The 20,322-nt window shown below is 49.9% G+C and carries 22 protein-coding genes; 12 read left to right on the top strand and 10 right to left on the bottom strand.

The annotated features are described in order from the left end of the window. Positions 1 to 8: 8 nt before the first annotated feature. From ACLD4F_RS02735 to hypA, 3 genes are read left to right on the top strand one after another with little or no spacing between them, the layout of a single operon-like run. The gene (locus ACLD4F_RS02735; RefSeq protein ID WP_076726549.1) at positions 9 to 1,070 is read left to right on the top strand and encodes a hydrogenase expression/formation C-terminal domain-containing protein; all 1,062 of its coding nucleotides are present in this window, start codon (positions 9 to 11) and stop codon (positions 1,068 to 1,070) included. Further along, positions 1,058 to 1,945, top strand: a complete 888-nt coding sequence (locus tag ACLD4F_RS02730; RefSeq protein WP_079944361.1) for an ATP/GTP-binding protein — start codon at positions 1,058 to 1,060, stop codon at positions 1,943 to 1,945. Before ACLD4F_RS02735 ends, ACLD4F_RS02730 begins: the two co-directional genes overlap by 13 nt. A gap of 12 nt (positions 1,946 to 1,957) precedes the next feature. Further along, positions 1,958 to 2,299, top strand: a complete 342-nt coding sequence (gene hypA / locus ACLD4F_RS02725; protein WP_000544772.1) for a hydrogenase maturation nickel metallochaperone HypA — start codon at positions 1,958 to 1,960, stop codon at positions 2,297 to 2,299. A gap of 140 nt (positions 2,300 to 2,439) precedes the next feature. Here hypA and ompC read toward each other — a convergent pair whose 3' ends face one another. Further along, a complete protein-coding gene (gene ompC, locus ACLD4F_RS02720) occupies positions 2,440 to 3,558 on the bottom strand; it encodes a porin OmpC (RefSeq protein ID WP_000758335.1) in 1,119 nt (372 codons plus the stop codon). A 715-nt stretch (positions 3,559 to 4,273) separates the two neighbouring features. Between ompC and ACLD4F_RS02715 the strand changes: the two genes are divergently transcribed. Continuing rightward, positions 4,274 to 4,816 (top strand): YybH family protein, encoded by a 543-nt coding sequence (locus tag ACLD4F_RS02715; RefSeq protein ID WP_079944362.1) that lies wholly within the window; start codon positions 4,274 to 4,276, stop codon positions 4,814 to 4,816. 55 nt (positions 4,817 to 4,871) lie between these two features. On the opposite strand, the gene ACLD4F_RS02710 is transcribed toward ACLD4F_RS02715, so the two are convergent. The 4 genes from ACLD4F_RS02710 to sad all read right to left on the bottom strand — a co-directional run bounded on the left by ACLD4F_RS02710 (position 4,872) and on the right by sad (position 8,788). After that, complete coding sequence (locus ACLD4F_RS02710; protein ID WP_001748393.1) at positions 4,872 to 5,786, bottom strand: bestrophin family protein; 915 nt, start codon at positions 5,784 to 5,786, stop codon at positions 4,872 to 4,874. A gap of 255 nt (positions 5,787 to 6,041) precedes the next feature. Beyond that, on the bottom strand, positions 6,042 to 6,401 hold the full coding sequence (locus ACLD4F_RS02705) for a DUF4186 domain-containing protein (protein WP_000992449.1): 360 nt from the start codon (positions 6,399 to 6,401) through the stop codon (positions 6,042 to 6,044). Then, positions 6,401 to 7,327, bottom strand: a complete 927-nt coding sequence (gene glsB, locus ACLD4F_RS02700; RefSeq protein WP_000090081.1) for a glutaminase B — start codon at positions 7,325 to 7,327, stop codon at positions 6,401 to 6,403. The genes ACLD4F_RS02705 and glsB overlap by 1 nt, the downstream gene beginning before the upstream one ends. Positions 7,328 to 7,399: 72 nt before the next feature. Then, positions 7,400 to 8,788 (bottom strand): succinate-semialdehyde dehydrogenase, encoded by a 1,389-nt coding sequence (sad, locus tag ACLD4F_RS02695; RefSeq protein WP_000178413.1) that lies wholly within the window; start codon positions 8,786 to 8,788, stop codon positions 7,400 to 7,402. A gap of 102 nt (positions 8,789 to 8,890) precedes the next feature. Here sad and ptrR point away from each other — a divergent pair, with 102 nt between their 5' ends. Further along, positions 8,891 to 9,763, top strand: a complete 873-nt coding sequence (gene ptrR, locus ACLD4F_RS02690; RefSeq protein WP_079944363.1) for a putrescine utilization regulator PtrR — start codon at positions 8,891 to 8,893, stop codon at positions 9,761 to 9,763. Between the two features lie 115 nt (positions 9,764 to 9,878). Next, positions 9,879 to 11,069 carry a sugar transporter gene (locus tag ACLD4F_RS02685; RefSeq protein ID WP_000154617.1) on the top strand — a complete coding sequence of 397 codons (1,191 nt, stop codon included), beginning with the start codon at positions 9,879 to 9,881 and terminating at the stop codon, positions 11,067 to 11,069. A 46-nt stretch (positions 11,070 to 11,115) separates the two neighbouring features. Here ACLD4F_RS02685 and ACLD4F_RS02680 read toward each other — a convergent pair whose 3' ends face one another. After that, on the bottom strand, positions 11,116 to 11,781 hold the full coding sequence (locus ACLD4F_RS02680) for a MarC family NAAT transporter (RefSeq protein ID WP_000968968.1): 666 nt from the start codon (positions 11,779 to 11,781) through the stop codon (positions 11,116 to 11,118). Positions 11,782 to 12,039: 258 nt separating this feature from the next. Between ACLD4F_RS02680 and marR the strand changes: the two genes are divergently transcribed. Genes marR through marB form a run of 3 tightly spaced genes read left to right on the top strand, consistent with a single transcriptional unit; the run spans position 12,040 to position 13,121 of the window. Beyond that, positions 12,040 to 12,474, top strand: coding sequence for a multiple antibiotic resistance transcriptional regulator MarR (gene marR / locus ACLD4F_RS02675; protein WP_000843434.1), 435 nt, complete (start codon positions 12,040 to 12,042; stop codon positions 12,472 to 12,474). Between the two features lie 19 nt (positions 12,475 to 12,493). After that, positions 12,494 to 12,877: an MDR efflux pump AcrAB transcriptional activator MarA gene (marA, locus tag ACLD4F_RS02670; protein WP_000091194.1), complete on the top strand. Its 384-nt coding sequence runs from the start codon at positions 12,494 to 12,496 to the stop codon at positions 12,875 to 12,877. Positions 12,878 to 12,905: 28 nt separating this feature from the next. After that, positions 12,906 to 13,121 carry a multiple antibiotic resistance protein MarB gene (marB, locus tag ACLD4F_RS02665; RefSeq protein WP_079841672.1) on the top strand — a complete coding sequence of 72 codons (216 nt, stop codon included), beginning with the start codon at positions 12,906 to 12,908 and terminating at the stop codon, positions 13,119 to 13,121. Between the two features lie 117 nt (positions 13,122 to 13,238). On the opposite strand, the gene eamA is transcribed toward marB, so the two are convergent. Continuing rightward, on the bottom strand, positions 13,239 to 14,141 hold the full coding sequence (gene eamA / locus ACLD4F_RS02660) for an O-acetylserine/cysteine exporter (RefSeq protein ID WP_000987753.1): 903 nt from the start codon (positions 14,139 to 14,141) through the stop codon (positions 13,239 to 13,241). 227 nt (positions 14,142 to 14,368) lie between these two features. On the opposite strand from eamA, the gene ydeE reads away from it, so the two are divergent. Next, positions 14,369 to 15,556: an efflux MFS transporter YdeE gene (gene ydeE / locus ACLD4F_RS02655; protein WP_001068050.1), complete on the top strand. Its 1,188-nt coding sequence runs from the start codon at positions 14,369 to 14,371 to the stop codon at positions 15,554 to 15,556. 247 nt (positions 15,557 to 15,803) lie between these two features. Then, positions 15,804 to 15,899, top strand: coding sequence for a protein MgtS (gene mgtS, locus ACLD4F_RS02650; protein ID WP_000901531.1), 96 nt, complete (start codon positions 15,804 to 15,806; stop codon positions 15,897 to 15,899). A gap of 346 nt (positions 15,900 to 16,245) precedes the next feature. Here mgtS and ACLD4F_RS02645 read toward each other — a convergent pair whose 3' ends face one another. Continuing rightward, positions 16,246 to 16,638, bottom strand: coding sequence for a YdeI family stress tolerance OB fold protein (locus tag ACLD4F_RS02645; protein ID WP_000776348.1), 393 nt, complete (start codon positions 16,636 to 16,638; stop codon positions 16,246 to 16,248). Positions 16,639 to 17,065: 427 nt separating this feature from the next. Between ACLD4F_RS02645 and ACLD4F_RS02640 the strand changes: the two genes are divergently transcribed. Continuing rightward, positions 17,066 to 17,593 (top strand): 2-oxo-tetronate isomerase, encoded by a 528-nt coding sequence (locus ACLD4F_RS02640; RefSeq protein WP_411010664.1) that lies wholly within the window; start codon positions 17,066 to 17,068, stop codon positions 17,591 to 17,593. Positions 17,594 to 17,712: 119 nt separating this feature from the next. On the opposite strand, the gene ACLD4F_RS02635 is transcribed toward ACLD4F_RS02640, so the two are convergent. Both ACLD4F_RS02635 and dcp read right to left on the bottom strand, forming a co-directional pair. After that, a complete protein-coding gene (locus tag ACLD4F_RS02635; protein ID WP_000807642.1) occupies positions 17,713 to 17,895 on the bottom strand; it encodes a general stress protein in 183 nt (60 codons plus the stop codon). Between the two features lie 344 nt (positions 17,896 to 18,239). Then, positions 18,240 to 20,282: a peptidyl-dipeptidase Dcp gene (gene dcp, locus ACLD4F_RS02630; protein ID WP_050067589.1), complete on the bottom strand. Its 2,043-nt coding sequence runs from the start codon at positions 20,280 to 20,282 to the stop codon at positions 18,240 to 18,242. Positions 20,283 to 20,322 lie beyond the last annotated feature (40 nt).

Below are 20,322 nucleotides of genomic sequence, written 5' to 3'. Positions count from 1 at the left end.
TAACACACGTGAATCATTCCAGAACTATTCCAGTCGTTAATATTGCCGGACCAGGCTCGCAGCCAGAAGAGGAAGACTTTAACTTTCTTCCTATCCCCGCCGGCATTAATCTCCCACTGACGCCGGTTTTACCGGAACAGGCGCTGCCCGCTGAGCTTCGTGTTGCCAGACACATCCTGACTACGCTTATTCGCGATATGGATAACCCGGTGGCAACGCTCCCCTTTCCCCTGAGCTATAAGCTGAGTGCCACTGAGCAACAGAATAGCGGTTTGTTGGATCAACTGCTCGGCGAAGGTGAAATATCCGCCCGGGTACTATTACCCGATGGAAAAGAACAGCGTATTCAGGAGACGGTTTTTACGGGCGTCTGGCGTGTGCGTGAATATAACGCTGACCAGCAACGGGTTGCCGATGAAATTATCATTGGCCCGATCCCGGAGAGCATCTGGCAGACGCATCCGCAGCCGCCGATTACACCAGAATTGCCGCCACAACCGGCGGGATTGATGAATGGCGCCTTTATCGCGCATGAAATAGCCGAGCGAGTAAAACAGCCGGTAAAAGAGCCGCATATCATTAACTTAACGCTGTTGCCAGTAAACGATGCCGATCGCGAGTATCTGGATCATTTTTTAGGCGAAGGCTGTAGCGCTATTTTTTCACGCGGATATGGTAAATGCCGGATTGTAAGCACGCATTTTCCCGGCGTATGGCGGGTCAATTATTTCAATGATATGAACACATTACTGCAAGATATGATTGAGATAGCGGACATTCCTGATATCGCCGTTGCAGGCATCGACGATATCGAAGATGCCTACGCGGGGCTAAAAAATACGTTGGAATGGTTGAAAGAATACCCGGTCACAGAAAATGAGCCAGTGGTGCGCATGGAGTGCAAAGTATGTTGGTGGGTTTACGACCCTGCGCTGGGCGATGATGTATGGCAAATTCCACCCGGCGTGCCCTTCAGCCAGTTACCTGATTACTGGTGCTGTCCGGTTTGCGAAACCAGTAAGTCCGGGTTTATGGTGATCGATGAAGGTAATAATTCGTGCAAAGATTGACCGTCTATTCTCACCCGCTACGGATTATCTGGCAGGAGGCGCCGATCGGTCGTTTGTTACAGGGCGCAACACCGGTGTACGCAAAAACGCTTATTTCACGTTTGTTTACGTTGTGCGCTCAGGCGCACAGCGTAGCGGCGGCTTTACTGTTGTTTCCTGAAGAGAAGCCAGATATGCAGGCCGCACAACAAGAGCTGGCGCGAGAAACGCTCCGTCGCGCGTTGACCGACTGGCTCCCCCTGTTTAGCCACCGACAGGCAACCGCTGAAGAATGGGCGTTGTTACGTCGCGGAGAGTTATCCCCGCTGGCAAGCACAATCTTTTTTGACGATGATCCTCAGACCTGGCTTGCCGCTGGCGTAAAGGGCTGGGAAGCCTGGTTTTTGCAAGAGCGTTCTGAAACCGCCCGCTGGCTGGCGGCAGTACAGAATATCATTACACCTACACTACCGATGGCGTCGTCCCCGGACCATACGTTAATAGCCCATGGTCCCCTGGATGTCTCGCCTCTGGCTATCGAATATCCGCTACTGTCAGCCTGTTGTCTTAGCGGAAAAACGACTGCGCTACGTCTGCTGGCCCGCTGCATTACGCTCGCCCGAAGTTTGAGCGCCCTTCCTACCCTGCGCTGGAATCGTTTTGATGATGGCGAATGGAAAATAGCGGTAGTGGAAACCGCGCGAGGATGGTTAGTTCATCAGGCCAGACTGACGACGTCAGGCAATATTCTTGATTACCGTATTATCTCGCCTACCACACGTCACGCCCAATCTGACGGCGTCATTGCTCGCGAACTGGCCACTATTCCACTCTCATTGTGGTCGCAACAGTTACAGGTAATTGATCCTTGTGTCGCCGTAAATATTGTTGAATGAAGGAGCTGGCCCATGCATGAATTAGCCCTGGCGCAAAATATTATCGAATTGCTGGAGGAACAGGCAGTAAATCACCAGTTCAGCAAGGTAAAGCAAGTCTGGCTGGAGATTGGCGTTATGGCCTGTGTTGAGGTGCCGGCGCTGCATTTTGGCCTGGACGTCGCCGCTCGTCATACCCTTGCTGACAATGCGCGTTTCCACATTACTATCGCACCGGCGCAAGGTTGGTGTCTGTCCTGTAATCAACCCTTCACCTCTCAAACATCCACACTCTGTTGTCCATTTTGTCATTCAGGCAAAGTGCAGATAGATGACAGTAGCAGAATGCGCATTCGCGAGATCGAAGTCGAATAGTCAACGAATAGTCAATAAAAAAGGACGCCAGAAGCGTCCTGAAATAATAAAAGAATAAATTAACAATAATAAAGGTTAAGCAGTGACACAGTTTTGGGAAAAGGAGGGTATCCCTAAACTGTCTTAATCAGCAAGTTTTATCAAAACTCGTAGACTAAGCCGAGCGCCACGGTGTTGTCTGTATTAGGATTCGATGGGTTACCATCTTTTAGCAGATTGATTTTGTAGTCAACATACGCGGACATATTTTTATTGAAGTAGTAGTAGGAACCCACATCAATATATTTCACAAGGTCGAACGAACCCAGTCCATCAACATCATTGGCTCTGGATTGCAGGAACGCCAGTGATGGGCGTAAGCCATTATCAAATTGATATTGTCCTACCATTTCCCAGTTATCGGTTTTATGTGCAAAGCCGCCCAATGTATCGCCCATATAGGTCATATCATAAGTACGGGTGTAGTTTGCCGCCAGGTAAATATTATTGGCATCATACTTCACGCCGCCAGTCCAGGCTTCAGCGCGGTCGCCATTGTCGTATTTATCTTGCGTCATCTGATCAAGCGTGCGTTTGGAACTGGTATAGGCTGCCCCCAGGCTCACCCCCATGCCCAAATCATATGTCGCTGATGCCCCGAAACCATCGCCATTCTGGTACGCGATACTTTTTCTGGCATTATTACTTAAAGGATCGCCTTCTTTCGACAGGCCGTCATTTTTACCCTGATACTGCAACGCAATATTCAGACCATCAACCAGACCAAAGAAATCATTATTGCGATAAGTCAGAACGCCATTCGCGCGTCCGGTCATAAAATTATCGGAAGCTTCATACGAATCATTACCAAATTCAGGCAGTACGTCAGTCCATGAACCAATGTCGTATAACACGCCATAGTTACGACCATAATCAACAGACCCCATATCGGCAAATGCCAAACCAGCAAAACCGAGACGCGTCCAGCTTTGCGGGGAACCGCTGGAGTCACCATCTTCCGGACGATTGGCGTTGACCTGATACTCCCACTGTCCAAAACCGGTTAGTTGATCGGTAATTTGAGTCTCGCCTTTAATTCCCATACGGATATAAGATTGATCGCCATCCGTACTATGATTACTGGAAAAATAATGCAGGCCGTCGACCTTGCCATACAAATCCAGCTTATTGCCATCCTTGTTATAGATTTCTGCTGCGTTGGCGGCTCCAGCCATCATTACGGCTGCGGCTACCGCAGATAACACCACTACTTTTTTCATTTTATATGCCTTATTTGTCTTATTTTTGGACTTTCCGCAAAACCTGCTCGCGGAACTGTCCAGGACAATATCACTAACAATTACCGTGCGTTAAGTTTCAAAGTGTAATATTAGCTTGCTATGTATTAGTGATGTTAAAATGCAAGTTAAGCATGACTACATCAATGATATGCCCTGTTTTCTGCTGTAATAACAAGGGGGTTACCAGTAGAGAACTGGCTTACGGTCGGGGATGCCAGGGCGAGAATGGCACTGAACACTCGGCTGACATTCGTTAAGACGGAATCATAATCAAGTCAGTTGAGGCCACAGTCCTTCTTATTTTTGTGTATAATTTGTTACGTTTACATTTATTTCTAAATTAGCGTTATGAAAATATCAGTACTACTGAAATAGCACTTCTTCGCTTCGTGTATTTTTACTATGGTTAATTATCACATAGCGCAAACGGTCATTTGTGTATCACTATTCATAAGATTAACTATTTACCAGTGGTAATAAACATAAAAATAAGTCAAAGGACAACAACAATACTGAAACTCTAAATGTTGATATTTTGAGTCATGCCGTTACAAACAAATACGATATTCTTAATTGCACTACTCCCTTTTCGGGGTAGTTTTATAGAAGGATGTTTTTATTGTTCGTGAGCCATGTTCCTTTAGTATAAAAGTGAACGTAACAGGAAAGATAAAGCGTCTCAAAAACAGACCATATGGGTATAACTATTATGCAAAAAACGTCACTATTGTTTTCGACCGCCGCGATAACGTTAACTCTGATGGCGTCATCGGCATCAGCGGCAACGCCAACCGCCGCACAAAATGAAGTTACGTCGACTGTTAAACAAGAAATTACAGAAGGCATTAACCGTTACCTTTATTCAATAGATAAGGCAGACCCAACGTTAGGCAAGCAGCTTTTTTATGTTTCACCGGAAACCAGTTTTATTCATCCACGCGGTCACGAACGCGGATGGTCGCAGATCGCTGAAAATTTTTATGGCACCACTATGGGTAAAACCTTCAGCAAACGCACATTAAAACTGGACGCTCCCCCTGCTATTCATGTGTATGGCAATGCCGCCGTTGCAGAGTTCGACTGGCATTTTACCGCGGTACGCCGTGATAATGGGCAGACTCAACACACGACAGGCCGCGAAAGCCAGGTGTGGGCGAAGATACCAAACACAGGATGGCGAATCGTTCATGTCCACTACTCCGGTCCAGCCAAAACCGGCGTTGGAGAAGGCTATTAAGCTTTGCTCTTCAGGTTATGGCGCAGATGAACATTCTGCGCCAGTTAAGACGATCTCAGGTCAGTTGATAGCGTTTATCCGGTATCCGTTTTGCCGGAATATCCCTTTCATCATTCATTTGCAGTAAATCGATTTCTATCGCATTGCATATCGCATCCAGCGGTAAATCATTATTTTCAGTACCGAACGGATCTTCCAACTCTTCCGCCAACGCATCCAGCGCGATAAACGTATAAGAAATAAGCACCGAAATAAACGGCGTCATATAGTGCAGATCAACCACCAGTGCAAATGGCAACATAATGCAGAAAAGATAAACTGTACGATGCAAAATTAACGTATAGGCAAAAGGCACCGGCGTATTGGCGATGCGCTCACAGCCGGCCAATACTGACGACATATCATTTAAGCGGTTGTTGAGGCTATGAAATAAAATATCGGAAAGCTTTCCGCTGCGGCGGCGAATCGCCAGCCACTCTCCCATCAGCAATAAGATACGGTTAGCGGGGGAATGGGAAGCGACAACTTTCTGTAACGCCTCCTGGTCAAGATAGTTTCCCAGAACTTGCGTTTGAAGCTGTCGACGCAATGTCATCCGCAAACAGTGGGCAAAAGCGATTTGTAACCGAACAAAATCCTCGATACCGCGTTCATCAGGTAAGGTTGTTTTCACCTCACGCAGTATTGAGCGTGAAGCGATCATCAACTGCCCCCACAAATGTCGCGCTTCGACGTAACGCGCATAACAGGCATTATTGCGAAACCCAAGAAAAATGGCGATAGCGACGCCCAGTATGCTAAACGGCGCAAGGGTAAACTTAATACCCAGCATTGTGTACCAGGGCAGCATGATAATAACGGCGATAGAAAGAAGAAAGTTAAGGAGCAGTCGTGAAAAGATTTTAGATAACACGGAACCATGCCAGACAAATATCAGGCGAATCCAGTGCTGTTGTGGTCTAACGATCATGATTATCTTCAGCAGGTAAAAAAGCACTGTCATTAAACGTGATCCAGATCAAGGTTGCAAGCTTCTGGTGATACACGGATCCCCTGCCCTGTAGAACATTTTTTTGCACGGTGCTGACAGGCATTGAAAAAAAACAACCAAATGTATGTTGTAACTAAAAAGACACTTCAGCACATGAGATATATGACGGTCAACGGCTGCTATCAGTGGTATAGGGTGTTTTATCGGGGAAAGCGTCAGCAACGACGCACTGCCCTACCGCTGATTCATTTGTATGACCAGCCAGTAATGGATAACGCTGACAATATACTGTTGCTGCGCTTCGCTCAGCGGTTCTCCCTGAGGTATCTGGTGCCACTTCGCCAGGCACCCGCGACAGCAGGTTGCCGTCGCATGTTGCGCGATAAATACCGGATGGCCCCGCATCGGCGTTTGCTTACCATCATTCGCCGGGTGAGCTGGCGCCAGTCGCTGGGCGATGAAATCGGCGGCGTGTTTATCAATTACCTCCGCGCCTTTATCCCAGCAATATTGTCTTTCTTTTATCCCGAGACGAAAACGCGAACGAAATGTCGATCGCGCCAGGCGGGCAAAGAGCGGTTCAAGCGCATTCATCAGTATACCGAACGTCCTAACGTTTGTGTTAATTGTTCAAGCGCGGCGATACCTGCCAGAGAGTTTCCCGCAGGATCCAGCTCCGGACTCCAGACGGCAATCGCCATTTCATGCGGCACTATGGCGACAATACCGCCGCCCACGCCGGATTTAGCGGGCAATCCCACCCGCCAGGCAAACTCTCCGGCATTCTGATACATCCCGCTGGTCGCCATTAGCGCATTAATCTGCCGGGCCTGCATGGGGGTAACTACCGGCTCGTCGAGATGAAACGCCTCGCCCTGATTCGCCAGAAAGACAAACGTCCTCGCCAGTTCCATGCAGCTCATTTTCAACGCACAGTAGTGGAAGTAATTTTGCAACACGGTAGGCACATCATGATGAAAATTACCGAATGATTTCATCAGCCAGGCAATAGCGGCGTTACGGGCAGAATGCTCAAATTCAGAGCGCGCGACCGTAGCGTCATACGTAATATCCGATACGCCGCAAAGCGCGCGCACAACTTCCAGCATTCGCTGACGCGGCGCGCTAAGCCGCCCTTGCAACATGTCGCATACCACCAGCGCGCCCGCATTAATAAATGGATTACGCGGGATGCCTTGTTCCATCTCTAACTGAACCAACGAATTGAACGGCGAGCCGGAAGGATCTTTTCCGACGCGCTGCCAGATCTCCTCTTCCGGATAATGACGCATCGCCACCACCAGACTAAGCACTTTCGAAATAGACTGAATAGAGAAGCGTTCGTGCGCATCGCCCGCCTGATAATGCTGCCCGTCCACGGTACAAATCGCTATCCCCAGCTTTGAACCCTCGACGGACGCTAATGCCGGAATATAGTCAGCGACTTTGCCCTGGCCAATGAGGGGGCGAACGCGCTGTAAAATCGTCTCTAAAATTGCATTATCCATGGCCCTGGCCACAACATGCTCCTTGCTCGCAGGTCTGAAAAGGCCTGCGAGTATAGCAGAGGGCGCCATGCGACGTCAGGGCGATTAGACGCGGTTCTTCCAGACGGTCTGCACATTACAAAATTCGTGTAAACCAAAGTGCGAAAGTTCGCGACCAAAGCCGCTTTTCTTCACCCCGCCGAATGCCACACGCGCATCGCTGGCGCTGTACCCATTAATGAATACCCCGCCGCACTCAAGACGCGCCGCCATCTCCGCGGCCAGCGTATCGTCGGCGGTAAAGATCGTCGCCGACAGGCCAAACTCACTGTCATTCGCCAGCGCGAGGGCGTGCGCCGCATCTCTTGCAACGGTAATGGCGGCAACAGGCCCAAAAAGTTCCTGACGAAATGCCGTCATGTCAGGTGTGACATCCGCCAGAACGGTCGCGGCATAATAGTTGCCCTCCCCGGCGATTTTCTCACCGCCCAACAGTAGCCGTGCGCCTTCGGCGACGGAAGCCTGCACCTGTTGATGGAGTTCATCACGCAAATCAAAGCGCGCCATCGGCCCCAGGTCATTCTCTTCAACCAGAGGATCACCCATCTTTAATGCTGCGGCAGCCGCCACAAAACGATCGGTAAACGCCTGCGCAATGCCCTCTTCGACAATAAAACGTTTGGCGGCGGCGCAGACTTGTCCGGTGTTTTGATAGCGTCCGGCAACTGCGGCTTTTACCGCCAGTTCGAGATCGGCATCATTGAGTACAATAAACGGATCCGAGCCACCCAGTTCCAGTACGCACTTTTTCAGCGCCGCCCCAGCCTGAGCGCCAATCGCCGCGCCGGCGCGCACGCTACCGGTCACCGTCACCGCCGCGATTCGCGGATCGTTAATCATCTGACTCACGCCCTCATTATTGGCGTTCACCCATCCATAGACGCCAGCGGGAGTACCGGCTTCCGTCAAGATTCGGGCTATCATCTGCGCGCAACCCGTGACATTGGGCGCATGTTTTAACAAGTAGCTATTCCCCGCCAACAGTATCGGCACTGCCCCGCGTAACACCTGCCATAAAGGAAAATTCCACGGCATTATCGCCAGAATGACGCCCAGCGGACGGTATTCAATCACCGCCTGCTGATTTTCTACCAGCGTAGGCTCAGGATTCAGCATTGCCGGACCATGTTCCGCATACCAGTCGCATAACGCAGCGGATTTCGTCACTTCCGCACGCGCCTGCTTTATAGGCTTACCCATTTCACGCGTAATACATTGCGCCATCTCTTCTGCATGAGCGCGAAGCGCCTGACCAATATCGCGTAATGTTTGCGCCCGTTGCGCTACCGATGTCATTTTCCACTTTTTGAAACCGCTCGCCGCCAGACTCAGCGCATGTTCAATCTCTTGCGCGTTAGCCCAGGGCATTGCCGCCAGCGTCTGGCCGGTCGCAGGATTAACGGATAACGCCTGTGTTGCAGTCATCATGGTCATGTTCTTTCTCTCGTTATCAGGGGAGTTGTACCATCATGACGCCCTTTACCCTTTCTGAAAAATGAATAATATTAACCAGACTATTCACGAATTGAGAAAACCATGGACCTGACGCAACTGGAAATGTTTAACGCTGTCGCTCTGACGGGCAGCATTACGCAGGCGGCGGCAAAAGTGCACCGCGTTCCGTCCAACCTGACCACGCGTATCCGTCAGCTTGAAGCCGACCTGGGCGTCTCTCTGTTTATTCGCGAAAACCAGCGACTCAGGCTGTCACCAGCCGGGCATAACTTTTTACGTTACAGCCAGCAGATCCTGGCGCTGGTTGATGAAGCCCGTATGGTGGTTGCCGGAGAGGAACCGCAAGGACTGTTTTCACTCGGCGCGTTAGAAAGTACTGCCGCCGTACGTATCCCCGCGCTGCTGGCGGGTTATAACCAGCGTTACCCTAAAATTCAGTTCGCGTTAACGACCGGTCCTTCCGGCGCCATGCTGGATGGCGTGCTCGAGGGAAAGCTGAACGCCGCCTTTATTGATGGCCCGCTAATGCATCCGGGGCTGGAAGGTATACCGGCTTACCAGGAAGAAATGATGATCGTCGCGCCACACGGCCATTCCGTCGTTTCGCGGGCCAGCGAGGTGAATGGTTATAACATCTATGCTTTTCGCGCCAACTGTTCTTACCGACGGCATTTCGAAAACTGGTTTCATGCCGATGGCGCGACCCCCGGTACGATTCACGAAATGGAGTCATATCATGGAATGTTGGCGTGCGTAATTGCCGGTGCAGGTATTGCGCTGATGCCAGCAAGTATGCTCAACAGTATGCCAGGACATCATCAGGTGGAGGCCTGGCCGTTGGCGGAGAAGTGGCGCTGGCTTAGCACATGGCTAATGTGGCGGCGCGGGGCAATGACGCGCCAGCTTGAGGCCTTTATCGAGTTACTTAACGCCCAACTGGCGAGCGTCGACTGAAGACGAAACGGCCTGCGAAGTAAATGAGAAGCAGGTCACAAAATGATTGTCTTTTCGCCAGTAAACGTTTTAAGATCGCGGCCTCACCTTCTCGCAACTAACCCGAAATATTTTTATGACAATCAATCCAGTTTCCCGCAAGGTCGCGTGGCTACGGGTAGTTACGCTTGCTATTGCCGCTTTTATTTTCAATACCACAGAATTTGTGCCGGTTGGTTTGCTATCAGACATTGCTGAAAGCTTTCATATGCAAACCGCGCAGGTCGGCATCATGCTAACCATTTACGCCTGGGTAGTTGCCGTCATGTCGCTGCCTTTTATGCTTCTTACCAGTCAAATGGAGCGCCGTAAGCTACTCATTTGTCTGTTTGTTTTGTTTATTGCCAGCCACGTGCTCTCCTTCCTGGCATGGAACTTTACCGTACTGGTCATTAGCCGTATTGGCATCGCTTTCGCCCACGCTATTTTCTGGTCGATAACCGCCTCTCTGGCGATCCGCCTGGCCCCTGCCGGGAAACGCGCGCAGGCATTAAGTCTGATAGCGACCGGCACCGCGTTGGCCATGGTGCTTGGGCTGCCGATAGGCCGCGTTGTTGGTCAGTATTTTGGCTGGCGCACCACCTTTTTTGCCATCGGCATGGGCGCATTAATTACGCTGCTATGTCTGATTAAGCTTCTACCGAAATTGCCGAGCGAGCATTCCGGCTCACTAAAAAGTTTACCTTTGCTATTCCGGCGCCCGGCGCTGATGAGCCTCTATGTACTGACCGTCGTTGTGGTGACTGCGCATTACACAGCTTATAGCTATATTGAGCCGTTCGTTCAGAATGTCGCCGGGCTCAGTGCGAATTTTGCTACCGTCCTGTTACTGATCCTCGGCGGTGCCGGGATCATCGGCAGCCTCGTGTTTGGTAAACTGGGTAATCGCCATGCCTCGTCGCTCGTCAGTATCGCTATTGCCCTGCTGGTTGTCTGTTTGCTTCTGCTGCTGCCTGCGGCGGATAGCGAAGCGCATCTGGCCATACTGAGCATTTTCTGGGGCATCGCGATTATGGTGATAGGGCTCGGTATGCAGGTGAAAGTACTGGCGCTGGCCCCGGACGCGACCGATGTCGCAATGGCGCTATTTTCAGGCATCTTTAATATTGGTATTGGCGCTGGCGCGCTGGTAGGCAATCAGGTGAGTTTGCACTGGTCAATGTCGGCCATCGGCTATATTGGCGCCATACCCGCCTGTGCCGCGCTGGTATGGGCTGTGCTCATATTCCGCAAATGGCCAGTGACGCTGGAAGAACAACCGCATTAAGACATTCGTCTGCCGGGAACAGGTTTCCGGCAGACGAAAATGCGCCTTAGTGGTACGTTTTAATAATTTCCAACACGCCGTTGATAATAAATTGCACGCCCATACACACCAGCAGGAATCCCATTAAGCGGGAGATCGCTTCAATCCCCCCTTTACCCACCAGCCGCATAATAGCGCCAGAACTGCGTAAGCATCCCCACAGGATCACCGCCACGGCAAGAAAAATAATCGGCGGCGCAACCATAATGACCCAGTCGGGAAACTCGCCGCCATGACGCACCGTGGAAGCGGAACTGATGATCATTGCGATGGTCCCCGGTCCTGCGGTGCTTGGCATAGCCAGTGGAACAAACGCAATATTGGCCGTCGGTTCGTCTGCCAGCTCCTCCGATTTGCTTTTCGCTTCCGGCGACTCATGCGCCTTCTGCTGCGGGAAAAGCATTCTGAAGCCGATAAACGCCACAATTAACCCCCCGGCGATCCGTAACCCTGGAATCGAAATACCGAAGGTGTTCATGACTAACTGCCCGGCATAGTACGCCACCATCATAATAGCGAAGACATAAACCGAAGCCATATAGGACTGCCGGTTGCGTTCCGCACTATTCATATTGCCCGCAAGGCCAAGAAACAGCGCCACGGTGGTTAGCGGATTGGCTAACGGGAGCAGTACGACCAGCCCTAATCCAATCGCTTTAAACAAATCCATCATAATACTATCTCTTACCCATCAGCGTTTCATGAACCGGAAGTATAAAGTGAAATTGCCCAGGCGCGCCATTTCGCCAGTGTGCAAGTTAATATCCTCTACAACCTATAACCTGTAATTATCAATTAGTTACAAGTTATCACAGCACAATACCCCGGACGCCTTTTAGCAAATCGTGGCATCGGCCAATTCATTTAGTTGACTTATACTTGCCTGGGCAATAGTATCTGACGAAATTAATTACTTGCCGGGGCAACCATTTTGAAAAGCACCAGTGATCTGTTCAATGAAATCATTCCGCTGGGTCGCTTGATCTACATGGTAAATCAAAAAAAAGATCGCCTGTTAAATAACTATTTATCTCCGCTGGATATCACCGCAACACAGTTTAAAGTGCTGTGCTCGATACGCTGCGCGGGATGTATTACCCCGGTTGAACTTAAAAAAGTGCTGTCTGTCGATCTCGGCGCATTGACGCGGATGCTCGACCGCCTGCTGTGCAAAGGCTGGATCGAAAGACTGCCGAATCCTAATGACAAACGCGGCGTACTGGTGAAGTTAACGCCGGACGGCGCGGCAATTTGTGAGCAATGTCATCAACGACCAGGGCAAGACCTGCATCAGGAATTAACAAAAAACTTAACGGCGGACGAAGTGGCAACGCTTGAGTATTTGCTCAAGAAAATTCTGCCGTAGACAAAAAAGAGGTATGACGATGTCCAGACGCAACACTGACGCTATTACTATTCATAGCATTTTGGACTGGATCGAGGATAACCTGGAGTCGCCGCTCTCACTGGAAAAAGTGTCTGAGCGTTCAGGATATTCCAAATGGCACCTGCAACGGATGTTTAAAAAAGAGACCGGTCATTCATTAGGCCAATACATTCGCAGCCGTAAAATGACGGAAATCGCGCAAAAATTAAAAGAGAGCAACGAGCCCATTCTCTATCTGGCGGAACGCTATGGCTTTGAGTCACAGCAAACATTGACCCGGACGTTCAAAAACTATTTTGATGTGCCGCCACACAAATACCGGATCACCAATATGCATGGCGAATCACGGTATATGCTGCCGCTGAACCATGGCAACTACTAGTTTGTTTATGCGCCACGCGAAGAGCACCATGAAAATGCTGTTTCCCGCCCTGCCGGGTCTGTTACTTATCGCCTCCGGATATGGCATTGCAGAACAAACTTTGTTACCTGTGGCGCAAAATAGCCGCGATGTGATGCTGCTGCCCTGTGTGGGCGATCCGCCAAATGACCTTCACCCCGTGAGCGTGAACAGCGATAAGTCAGATGAATTAGGCGTGCCCTATTATAACGACCAACCCCTTTAACCTCTTTGCCCCGTTTTGCGGGGCATTTTTTTAGTACCGTCTGGCTATACGAGTTCGTCGCTATTACCTCGCGGCATGGTCTGAAATTAGCGCTTGTCTTCTTAGTAACATAATGCCTCATCCCCTGACGCGCGCAGTACGGCGCACACGAAATCCAAACACATTGATATAGAGTCCAGCCATAATCAGTACTGCGCCCGCAAGCTGCATCCCGGTCAACGTTTCCCCGAGTAACACCGCGGCGCTCGCCAGCCCGACTACCGGCACCAGCAATGATAACGGCGCCACGCGCCAGGTCTCATAGCGCCCCAGTAACGTGCCCCAGATGCCGTAGCCAAGTATAGTGGCGACAAAAGCCAGATAAAGCAGCGACAATATCGTCGTCATATCGATGGTAATAAGGCTTTGCGTAATGTGATCCGCCCCCTCCAGTAGCAGCGATGACAGCAGGAACGGCAGGATCGGGATCAGCGCGCTCCAGACCACCAGCGACATCACCGCCGGGCGCGGACTATGTTGCATAATTTTTTTATTAAAGATATTGCCGCAGGCCCAGCTAAATGCCGCCGCCAGAGTCAGCATAAATCCCGACATCGCTATATGCTGTCCGTTGAGACTGGCTTCAATCAATACCAGTACACCTATAATCGCCAGGGCGATCCCCGCCAACTGCTTACGTTGTAACCGCTCGCTAAAAACAAACGCCCCCAATGCCATGGTAAAAAAGGCCTGCGCCTGTAATACCAACGACGCCAGTCCTGCGGGCATACCAAACTTTATCGCGCAAAAGAGAAAGGCGAACTGCCCAAAGCTTATCGTCAGCCCATAGCCCAGTAACAGCGTAAGCGGGACTTTAGGCCGGGCGACAAAGAAAATTGCCGGAAACGCCACCAGTAAAAATCGTAATCCTGCCAGCAATAATGGCGGCATATGGTGCAGGCCTACTTTGATGACAACAAAATTGAGCCCCCATACGACAACCACCAGTAACGCCAAAAAACCGTCTTTACGCGACATTATCGGCCCCTGTCATTATTAAAATTTTGTAAAAAGGTAAGTTATCGGAAATCAGTGCGCCATAACAGGACTTTTCTTTTTACCGTGAGCATGGCATTGAACAACACACGATGGGCAAAATCCTGCGTTATGGTATGTTAAGACTACGCTATAGCGTATAGACATCATGCTTTTGCGGGCACGGTAGATTAAAACGTCCCGATACGTAACCTCCATTTCAGGCAGGAAAAATGAATCCAGGATTGAGACGTTCGACGTTGGCTCTACTCGCCTCATCGCTGTTATTGACAATTGGACGCGGCGCCACGCTCCCCTTTATGACCATCTATCTTAACCGTCAGTACGGTTTAGGCGTGGATCTGATTGGCTACGCGCTGACCAGCGCGTTAACGATCGGCGTCATCTTTAGTCTTGGCTTTGGGATTCTGGCGGACAAGTTTGATAAAAAGCGCTACATGTTACTCGCGATTATCGCCTTCGCCTGCGGATTTATCGCCATCCCAATGGTGCATAATGTCGTACTGGTTGTCCTGCTTTTTGCGCTTATTAACTGCGCCTATTCGGTTTTTTCTACCGTCCTGAAGGCCTGGTTCGCCGATAACCTCACCGCGACAACAAAAACACGGATTTTTTCGCTCAATTATACCGTACTCAATATCGGCTGGACGGTTGGCCCGCCGCTCGGCACGCTGCTGGTGATGCAAAGCATCAATTTACCCTTCTGGCTTGCCGCTATCTGTTCCGCATTTCCGCTGGTCTTTATTCAGGTATGGGTGACACGTTCGGTTGCCGCCAGCGAGGGGAAAAATGCCGCTATCTGGTCTCCCTCCGTTCTGCTGCGCGACAAAGCATTATTGTGGTTTACGCTTTCGGCATTTCTGGCCTCCTTTGTGGGGGGCGCCTTTGCGTCCTGTATCTCACAGTACGTTATGGTCGTTGCCGATAGCGGCTTCGCGGAAAAAGTGGTAGCCGTCGTCCTGCCGGTTAATGCGGTTATTGTGGTCAGTTTGCAATACGCCGTGGGCCGTCGACTTACCGCCGTCAATATTCGACCAATGATGACAACCGGTACCGTCTTTTTTATCGCCGGGCTCATCGGATTTATTTTTTCAGGCGACAATCTGTTTTTTTGGGGGCTTTCAGCGGCAGTATTCACGATTGGCGAAATTATTTATGCCCCCGGCGAATATATGTTAATTGACAACATTGCGCCTGCCGGGATGAAAGCCAGCTATTTTTCAGCGCAATCGCTGGGCTGGCTGGGTGCGGCGGTAAACCCGCTGGCCAGCGGCGTCATCCTGACGACGCTTCCCGCCTGGTCGCTTTTCGTTGTCCTGATAATCGCCATTGTGTTCGCCTGGGCACTGATGTTAAAAGGAATGCGGATTACCCCTACGCAACAGGCTATCACCTGTTAATTATCTGCAGCCAGTGATGTGCGCAGTTTCTGGCGCACCGGGTTAACCCTATATATTGCAGGCTAATTATCTGCTGTCGCTGCGGTAATTCAGGAATATTCCTAGGCGCTGACGAAAATATTCTAATGCTTTACCCTTCCAGTAAAATAAATACGCAAATCAGACTTTGCTTAAGTATAAATTAGTACTATAGTCTGTACGAGGTTTTTTAAAAAAGAGGATGCACGCTAAAATAAGGAGAAACGAGATGTTAGGCAGTATTAACCTTTTTATCGTTGTATTAGGAATTATTTTATTTTCCGGATTTCTGGCCGCCTGGTTCAGTCACAAATGGGATGATTAATGAACGGAGATAATCCCTCGCAGAGCCGGCCCCTTGCTGCATCGTTGCGCAAGGGGCCGCTTTTGTCTGGATGGCAGGCAAAAAAAACCGCCGGTTCACCAGCGGTAAATGCTTGCATGGATAGATTTGTGTTTTGCTTATACGCTACCGGGCAAATTCTTGCGAGGATAACGGATCGCTAACGACTGTAGCACCGTCAATATCAATGAAGCTTAAACGATACGCAACCAGACCTGAATAAGACATTATGGGACCTTTTGTCCCCAGGGCGCTTTTACAAGACCCATAGTATCAGGCCAGCCGCGTACCCCGTATGGCTGACCTGGAGATTGTCGGTAAGCGCGCGTTATTTTTGCAGTCGGTTCACGCGAACAAGCGGTTCCTTCGCTTTCTTGTCCAGACTACCGTTAATGTTGATCATTTGATCCGGCTGAACTTCCCGCCCATCAAATACGGCGGAAGGAATTATCACGTTAATCTCGCCGGATTTATCACGAAATACATAGCGATCGTCGCCTTTATGATCAATAAGGTTGCCGCGCAGCGAAACGGTCGCGCCATCATGCAGGGTTTTTGCCTGTTCGATGGTCATTTTTTCTGCATCATCCGTACCGCGATAACCATCCTCAATAGCATGAGGCGGCGGCGGTGCCACGTCTTTTTTTAATCCCCCTTGATCATCCGCTAGCGCGTAAGGCATTATCAGAAAACTTAAAAATGCAGCCACCTGTAGTTTCATGCTCTCTCCTTAATAACGTCTATTTGACGTATTAAGTCTGGCCGCTATTTTTAGTTTTTACAAACATGAATTTACCCGCAGAATATTAAGCAATAAAATCAACCCATCCGGATTAATATGCAACCGATATCAGCGCCGGTGAGCGCGAAAGCGTAACGGCGTAATAGTTAACTTGCCACATCGCTGAAGTCATATGCTTCAACGTCTGGATAGCAATTCAGAATAATCGGCTTTATTTTTTGAGGATAATGGCCTTACGCATAATCAATGACAGTCATCGCCGCAGAAAAGTAAGCAAGTTATGCAACAGCGGGTTTGTTGGTAACTGGATAAAATAATCATTCACTGACAATGTCATAAAATAAACATGCCATACTTGAGAAAAACGAACAGATTTCTTTTGTCTCTGGTAACGGAAAAATAAACGATGAGATTAGAACAGCACGATATTGTCACCCTTGATGAAGCCGAATCCGTCAATAGCCTGACAAAAAAACTTGGTGATTTACTGGTTAACCAGAAACTCCGTCTGACCACTGCAGAATCCTGCACTGGCGGGAAACTGGCTTCAGCATTGTGCGCAGCAGAAGATACGCCCTCATTTTACGGTGTGGGTTATGTCACCTTTACTGATGAAGCCAAAGCAAAAATCTTACGCGTACAACGCCACAGTCTTGCCGAACATACCGCCGTCAGCGAAGCGGTCGTTACTGAAATGGCACAGGGCGCTAAGGATCAGGCTGAGGTCAATATCAGCATAGCGATCAGCGGCTATGGCGGTCCGGGAGGCGGCGAAGATGGCACGCCGGCGGGCACAGTTTGGTTTGCCTGGAATATTAACAATACAACTTTTACAAGCCGACAACATTTCAACGGAGATTGTCAGGAAGTATTGGAAAAATGCGTACGCTTCGCCCTCGCTGAATTGCTTTTTCTGTTAACGAAGAAAGCATAAACAATAATTTCATCTGACCGGTCAGAATAACTCCCGGTCAGAATAAAAAAATGCGAGCCTATGGCCCGCATCGTATGTGCAATATTTCAGAATATATTTACGAAATATCAGGAGTAAAATTAATTGCCGGATTTCCGTCCGCCACTGTGGCTATTTTGGCCACCTTTTTTACCCGCTTCAGATGCTCGCTGTGGGTCGTTTTTAAAGTTCCCACCGCTATGCTGGCCGCCTTTACGACCTGCTTCTGAGGCTTTCTCTTTATCTTCTGCAAAATTACCGGAACCGCCGCGATGTTCTGCCATAATATAATCCTCATGATGATGTTGCGTTTTAAATATGATATGTCTTCTCATATCATGTGATACAGTTCTAAATCTAGTCGCCCTGTGCGCAGTGTCAAATTCATTTCTGCATTATTTACATAATACCACCACATAGCGGAAAATATATTTTTCGAAAACGTCAACAGCGAAGCGGTAATAAATCATTGGCAATCAAGCCACCACGGGAAAATAAGTAGAAAAATCCGAATGCACGCCCTCGTTATATTCAGACAACTTAACCCCATAAATTTAACTGGCTGTCATCAGAAGTGCAGGATTCATTTTCAGGCGGTTGTTCGACAGTGCCGAACAACCGTATCAACTTAGCGATCGAGCCCACGATATTGCAACATGGGGTCAATATGCGGTTCATGTCCACGCCAGGCTGAATAAAGCGTTTCTAAATCAGTACTATTCCCCCGGGAAAGGATAGCATCACGAAAACGCTGCCCGTTTTCACGCGTCAGGCCGCCCTGCTCTACAAACCATTGATAACCGTCATCCGCTAACATTTGCGTCCACAGGTAGGCGTAGTATCCCGCTGCGTAGCCGCCGCCGAAGATATGGGCAAAATAACTACTGCGATAGCGGGGCGGCACTGCCGGTAAATCAAGATGCTCGGCGGCCAGCGCCTGCTGCTCGAACTCAGCGACAGACTGCTCTGCTACGCTCTCCTCCAGCATATGCCAGCGCATATCCAGCAATGCGGCGCCGAGCAATTCAGTCATATCGTAACCTTTATTAAATAAACTCGCCTTGCGCATTTTTTCCTGTAAATCAGCAGGCATTTTTTCACCGCTGTCGACATGACGCGCGTAGCGTTCGAACACACGTGGATGGCTCGCCCAATGCTCATTAATCTGGGAGGGAAACTCGACAAAGTCGCGGGGCGTATTGGTACCTGAAAGCGTGGCATAGCGCTGAACGGCAAACAAACCATGTAACGTATGACCAAACTCATGGAAGAGTGTAATAACGTCGTCCCAAAGCAGTAATGCAGGCTGCCCATCAACCGGTTTCTGATAGTTACATACGTTGTATATAACGGGCCGGGTTTCATTGAGTGTGGATTGCTCGACAAAATTCCCCATCCACGCGCCGCCGCTTTTCGAGTCCCGCGCGAAGAAGTCGCCATAAAATAACGCCATGCCGACACCATCGGAATCGAAAATCTCCCACACCCGAACATCAGGGTGATACACCGGAATGTCAAAACGCTCGACGAAGGTGATGCCGAATAGCTGGTTGGCGGTCCAGAAAACCCCCTCTTGCAACACCGTATTTAAGGCAAAATAGGGCTTCAGTTGCGCTTCATCTAACGCATATTTTTCCCGCCGTACCTGTTCGGCATAGAACATCCAGTCCCAGGCCTGAACGGTGTAGCCGCCCTGCTCACCATCAATGACGTTCTGAATTTCCGCCTGTTCATTGAGTACACGCTGACGCGCTGGCGGCACAATGCCACGCATAAAGCTCAGTGCGGCTTGCGGCGTTTTCGCCATCTGATCGGCCATTTTCCATGCGGCATAATTGGGGAAACCCAGCAGTTTTGCCTGACAGCGACGAATCTCTACCAGACGCTGAACGATAGCGCGGGTATCGTGGGCATCTCCTTTTTCCGCCCGAGTCCATGACGCTGCGAATAAATTTTCGCGGGTCTGGCGATCGCGCAGCGTAGCAAGCGCAGGCTGTTGCGTCGTATTAAGGAGCGGAATGAACCAGCGCTCCTCCAGGCCTTTTTCACGCGCCGCTTCAGCAGCGACGGTAATTTCTTCCGGGCTTAATCCTGCCAGGCAATGCGCGTCATCGACCGCCAGCCCGCCCGCTTTACTTGCCGCCAGCAGACGCTGATTAAACTGACTCATTAAGGTCGCGGATTCAGTATTCAATACCTTCAGTCGCGCTTTATCCTCTTCGGCAAGCTGCGCGCCTGCCAACACAAAACGCTGATGGATCACATCGACCAACCGTAGCGACTCATCATCCAGCCCCAGTGAGTGACGCTGTTGCCAGACGGCATCCACGCGAGCGAATAACGCGCTATTCAGATAAATATCGTTGGAGAGCGCCGCCAGCTCGGCAGAAAAGGCCTCATCCAACCGCTGGAGTTCATCGTTAGTGTGCGCGGCCGTCATCGCGAAAAAAACGCTGGTAACGCGTGACAGAAGCGCCCCACTTTGCTCCAGCGCCAGAAGCGTATTCGTAAAGTCAGGGGCCGCCGGATGATTGACGATGGCCTCGATTTCCACGCGTTTTTGCCGCACGCCCTCATCAAAAGCAGGACGATAATGGCAATCTTTGATCCGATCAAAACGCGGTGCCTGATAAGGCAACATACTCTGGTCTAACAAAGGATTCGTCGACATTTTTCACTCCTGAAAATAGGTTGATCATAAGAGTAAGCTT

This window comes from Salmonella sp. 741265050_HSA (genome assembly GCF_046569445.1).
GTDB classification, from domain to species: domain Bacteria; phylum Pseudomonadota; class Gammaproteobacteria; order Enterobacterales; family Enterobacteriaceae; genus Salmonella; species Salmonella enterica.
The sequence above is the reverse complement of the archived record's forward strand: the minus strand, read 5'-3'. Positions and strand labels throughout refer to the sequence as shown.

Bases quoted from the DNA above. Each gene is read 5' to 3' on its own strand.
- hypA (WP_000544772.1), top strand. From the start codon at position 1,958: ATGCATGAATTAGCCCTGGCGCAAAATATTATCGAATTGCTGGAGGAA.
- ompC (WP_000758335.1), bottom strand. From the start codon at position 3,558: ATGAAAAAAGTAGTGGTGTTATCTGCGGTAGCCGCAGCCGTAATGATG.
- ACLD4F_RS02715 (WP_079944362.1), top strand. From the start codon at position 4,274: ATGGGTATAACTATTATGCAAAAAACGTCACTATTGTTTTCGACCGCC.
- ACLD4F_RS02710 (WP_001748393.1), bottom strand. From the start codon at position 5,786: ATGATCGTTAGACCACAACAGCACTGGATTCGCCTGATATTTGTCTGG.
- ACLD4F_RS02705 (WP_000992449.1), bottom strand. From the start codon at position 6,401: ATGAATGCGCTTGAACCGCTCTTTGCCCGCCTGGCGCGATCGACATTT.
- sad (WP_000178413.1), bottom strand. From the start codon at position 8,788: ATGACCATGATGACTGCAACACAGGCGTTATCCGTTAATCCTGCGACC.
- ptrR (WP_079944363.1), top strand. From the start codon at position 8,891: ATGGACCTGACGCAACTGGAAATGTTTAACGCTGTCGCTCTGACGGGC.
- ACLD4F_RS02685 (WP_000154617.1), top strand. From the start codon at position 9,879: ATGACAATCAATCCAGTTTCCCGCAAGGTCGCGTGGCTACGGGTAGTT.
- ACLD4F_RS02680 (WP_000968968.1), bottom strand. From the start codon at position 11,781: ATGATGGATTTGTTTAAAGCGATTGGATTAGGGCTGGTCGTACTGCTC.
- marA (WP_000091194.1), top strand. From the start codon at position 12,494: ATGTCCAGACGCAACACTGACGCTATTACTATTCATAGCATTTTGGAC.
- marB (WP_079841672.1), top strand. From the start codon at position 12,906: ATGAAAATGCTGTTTCCCGCCCTGCCGGGTCTGTTACTTATCGCCTCC.
- ydeE (WP_001068050.1), top strand. From the start codon at position 14,369: ATGAATCCAGGATTGAGACGTTCGACGTTGGCTCTACTCGCCTCATCG.
- mgtS (WP_000901531.1), top strand. From the start codon at position 15,804: ATGTTAGGCAGTATTAACCTTTTTATCGTTGTATTAGGAATTATTTTA.
- ACLD4F_RS02645 (WP_000776348.1), bottom strand. From the start codon at position 16,638: ATGAAACTACAGGTGGCTGCATTTTTAAGTTTTCTGATAATGCCTTAC.
- ACLD4F_RS02640 (WP_411010664.1), top strand. From the start codon at position 17,066: ATGAGATTAGAACAGCACGATATTGTCACCCTTGATGAAGCCGAATCC.
- ACLD4F_RS02635 (WP_000807642.1), bottom strand. From the start codon at position 17,895: ATGGCAGAACATCGCGGCGGTTCCGGTAATTTTGCAGAAGATAAAGAG.
- dcp (WP_050067589.1), bottom strand. From the start codon at position 20,282: ATGTCGACGAATCCTTTGTTAGACCAGAGTATGTTGCCTTATCAGGCA.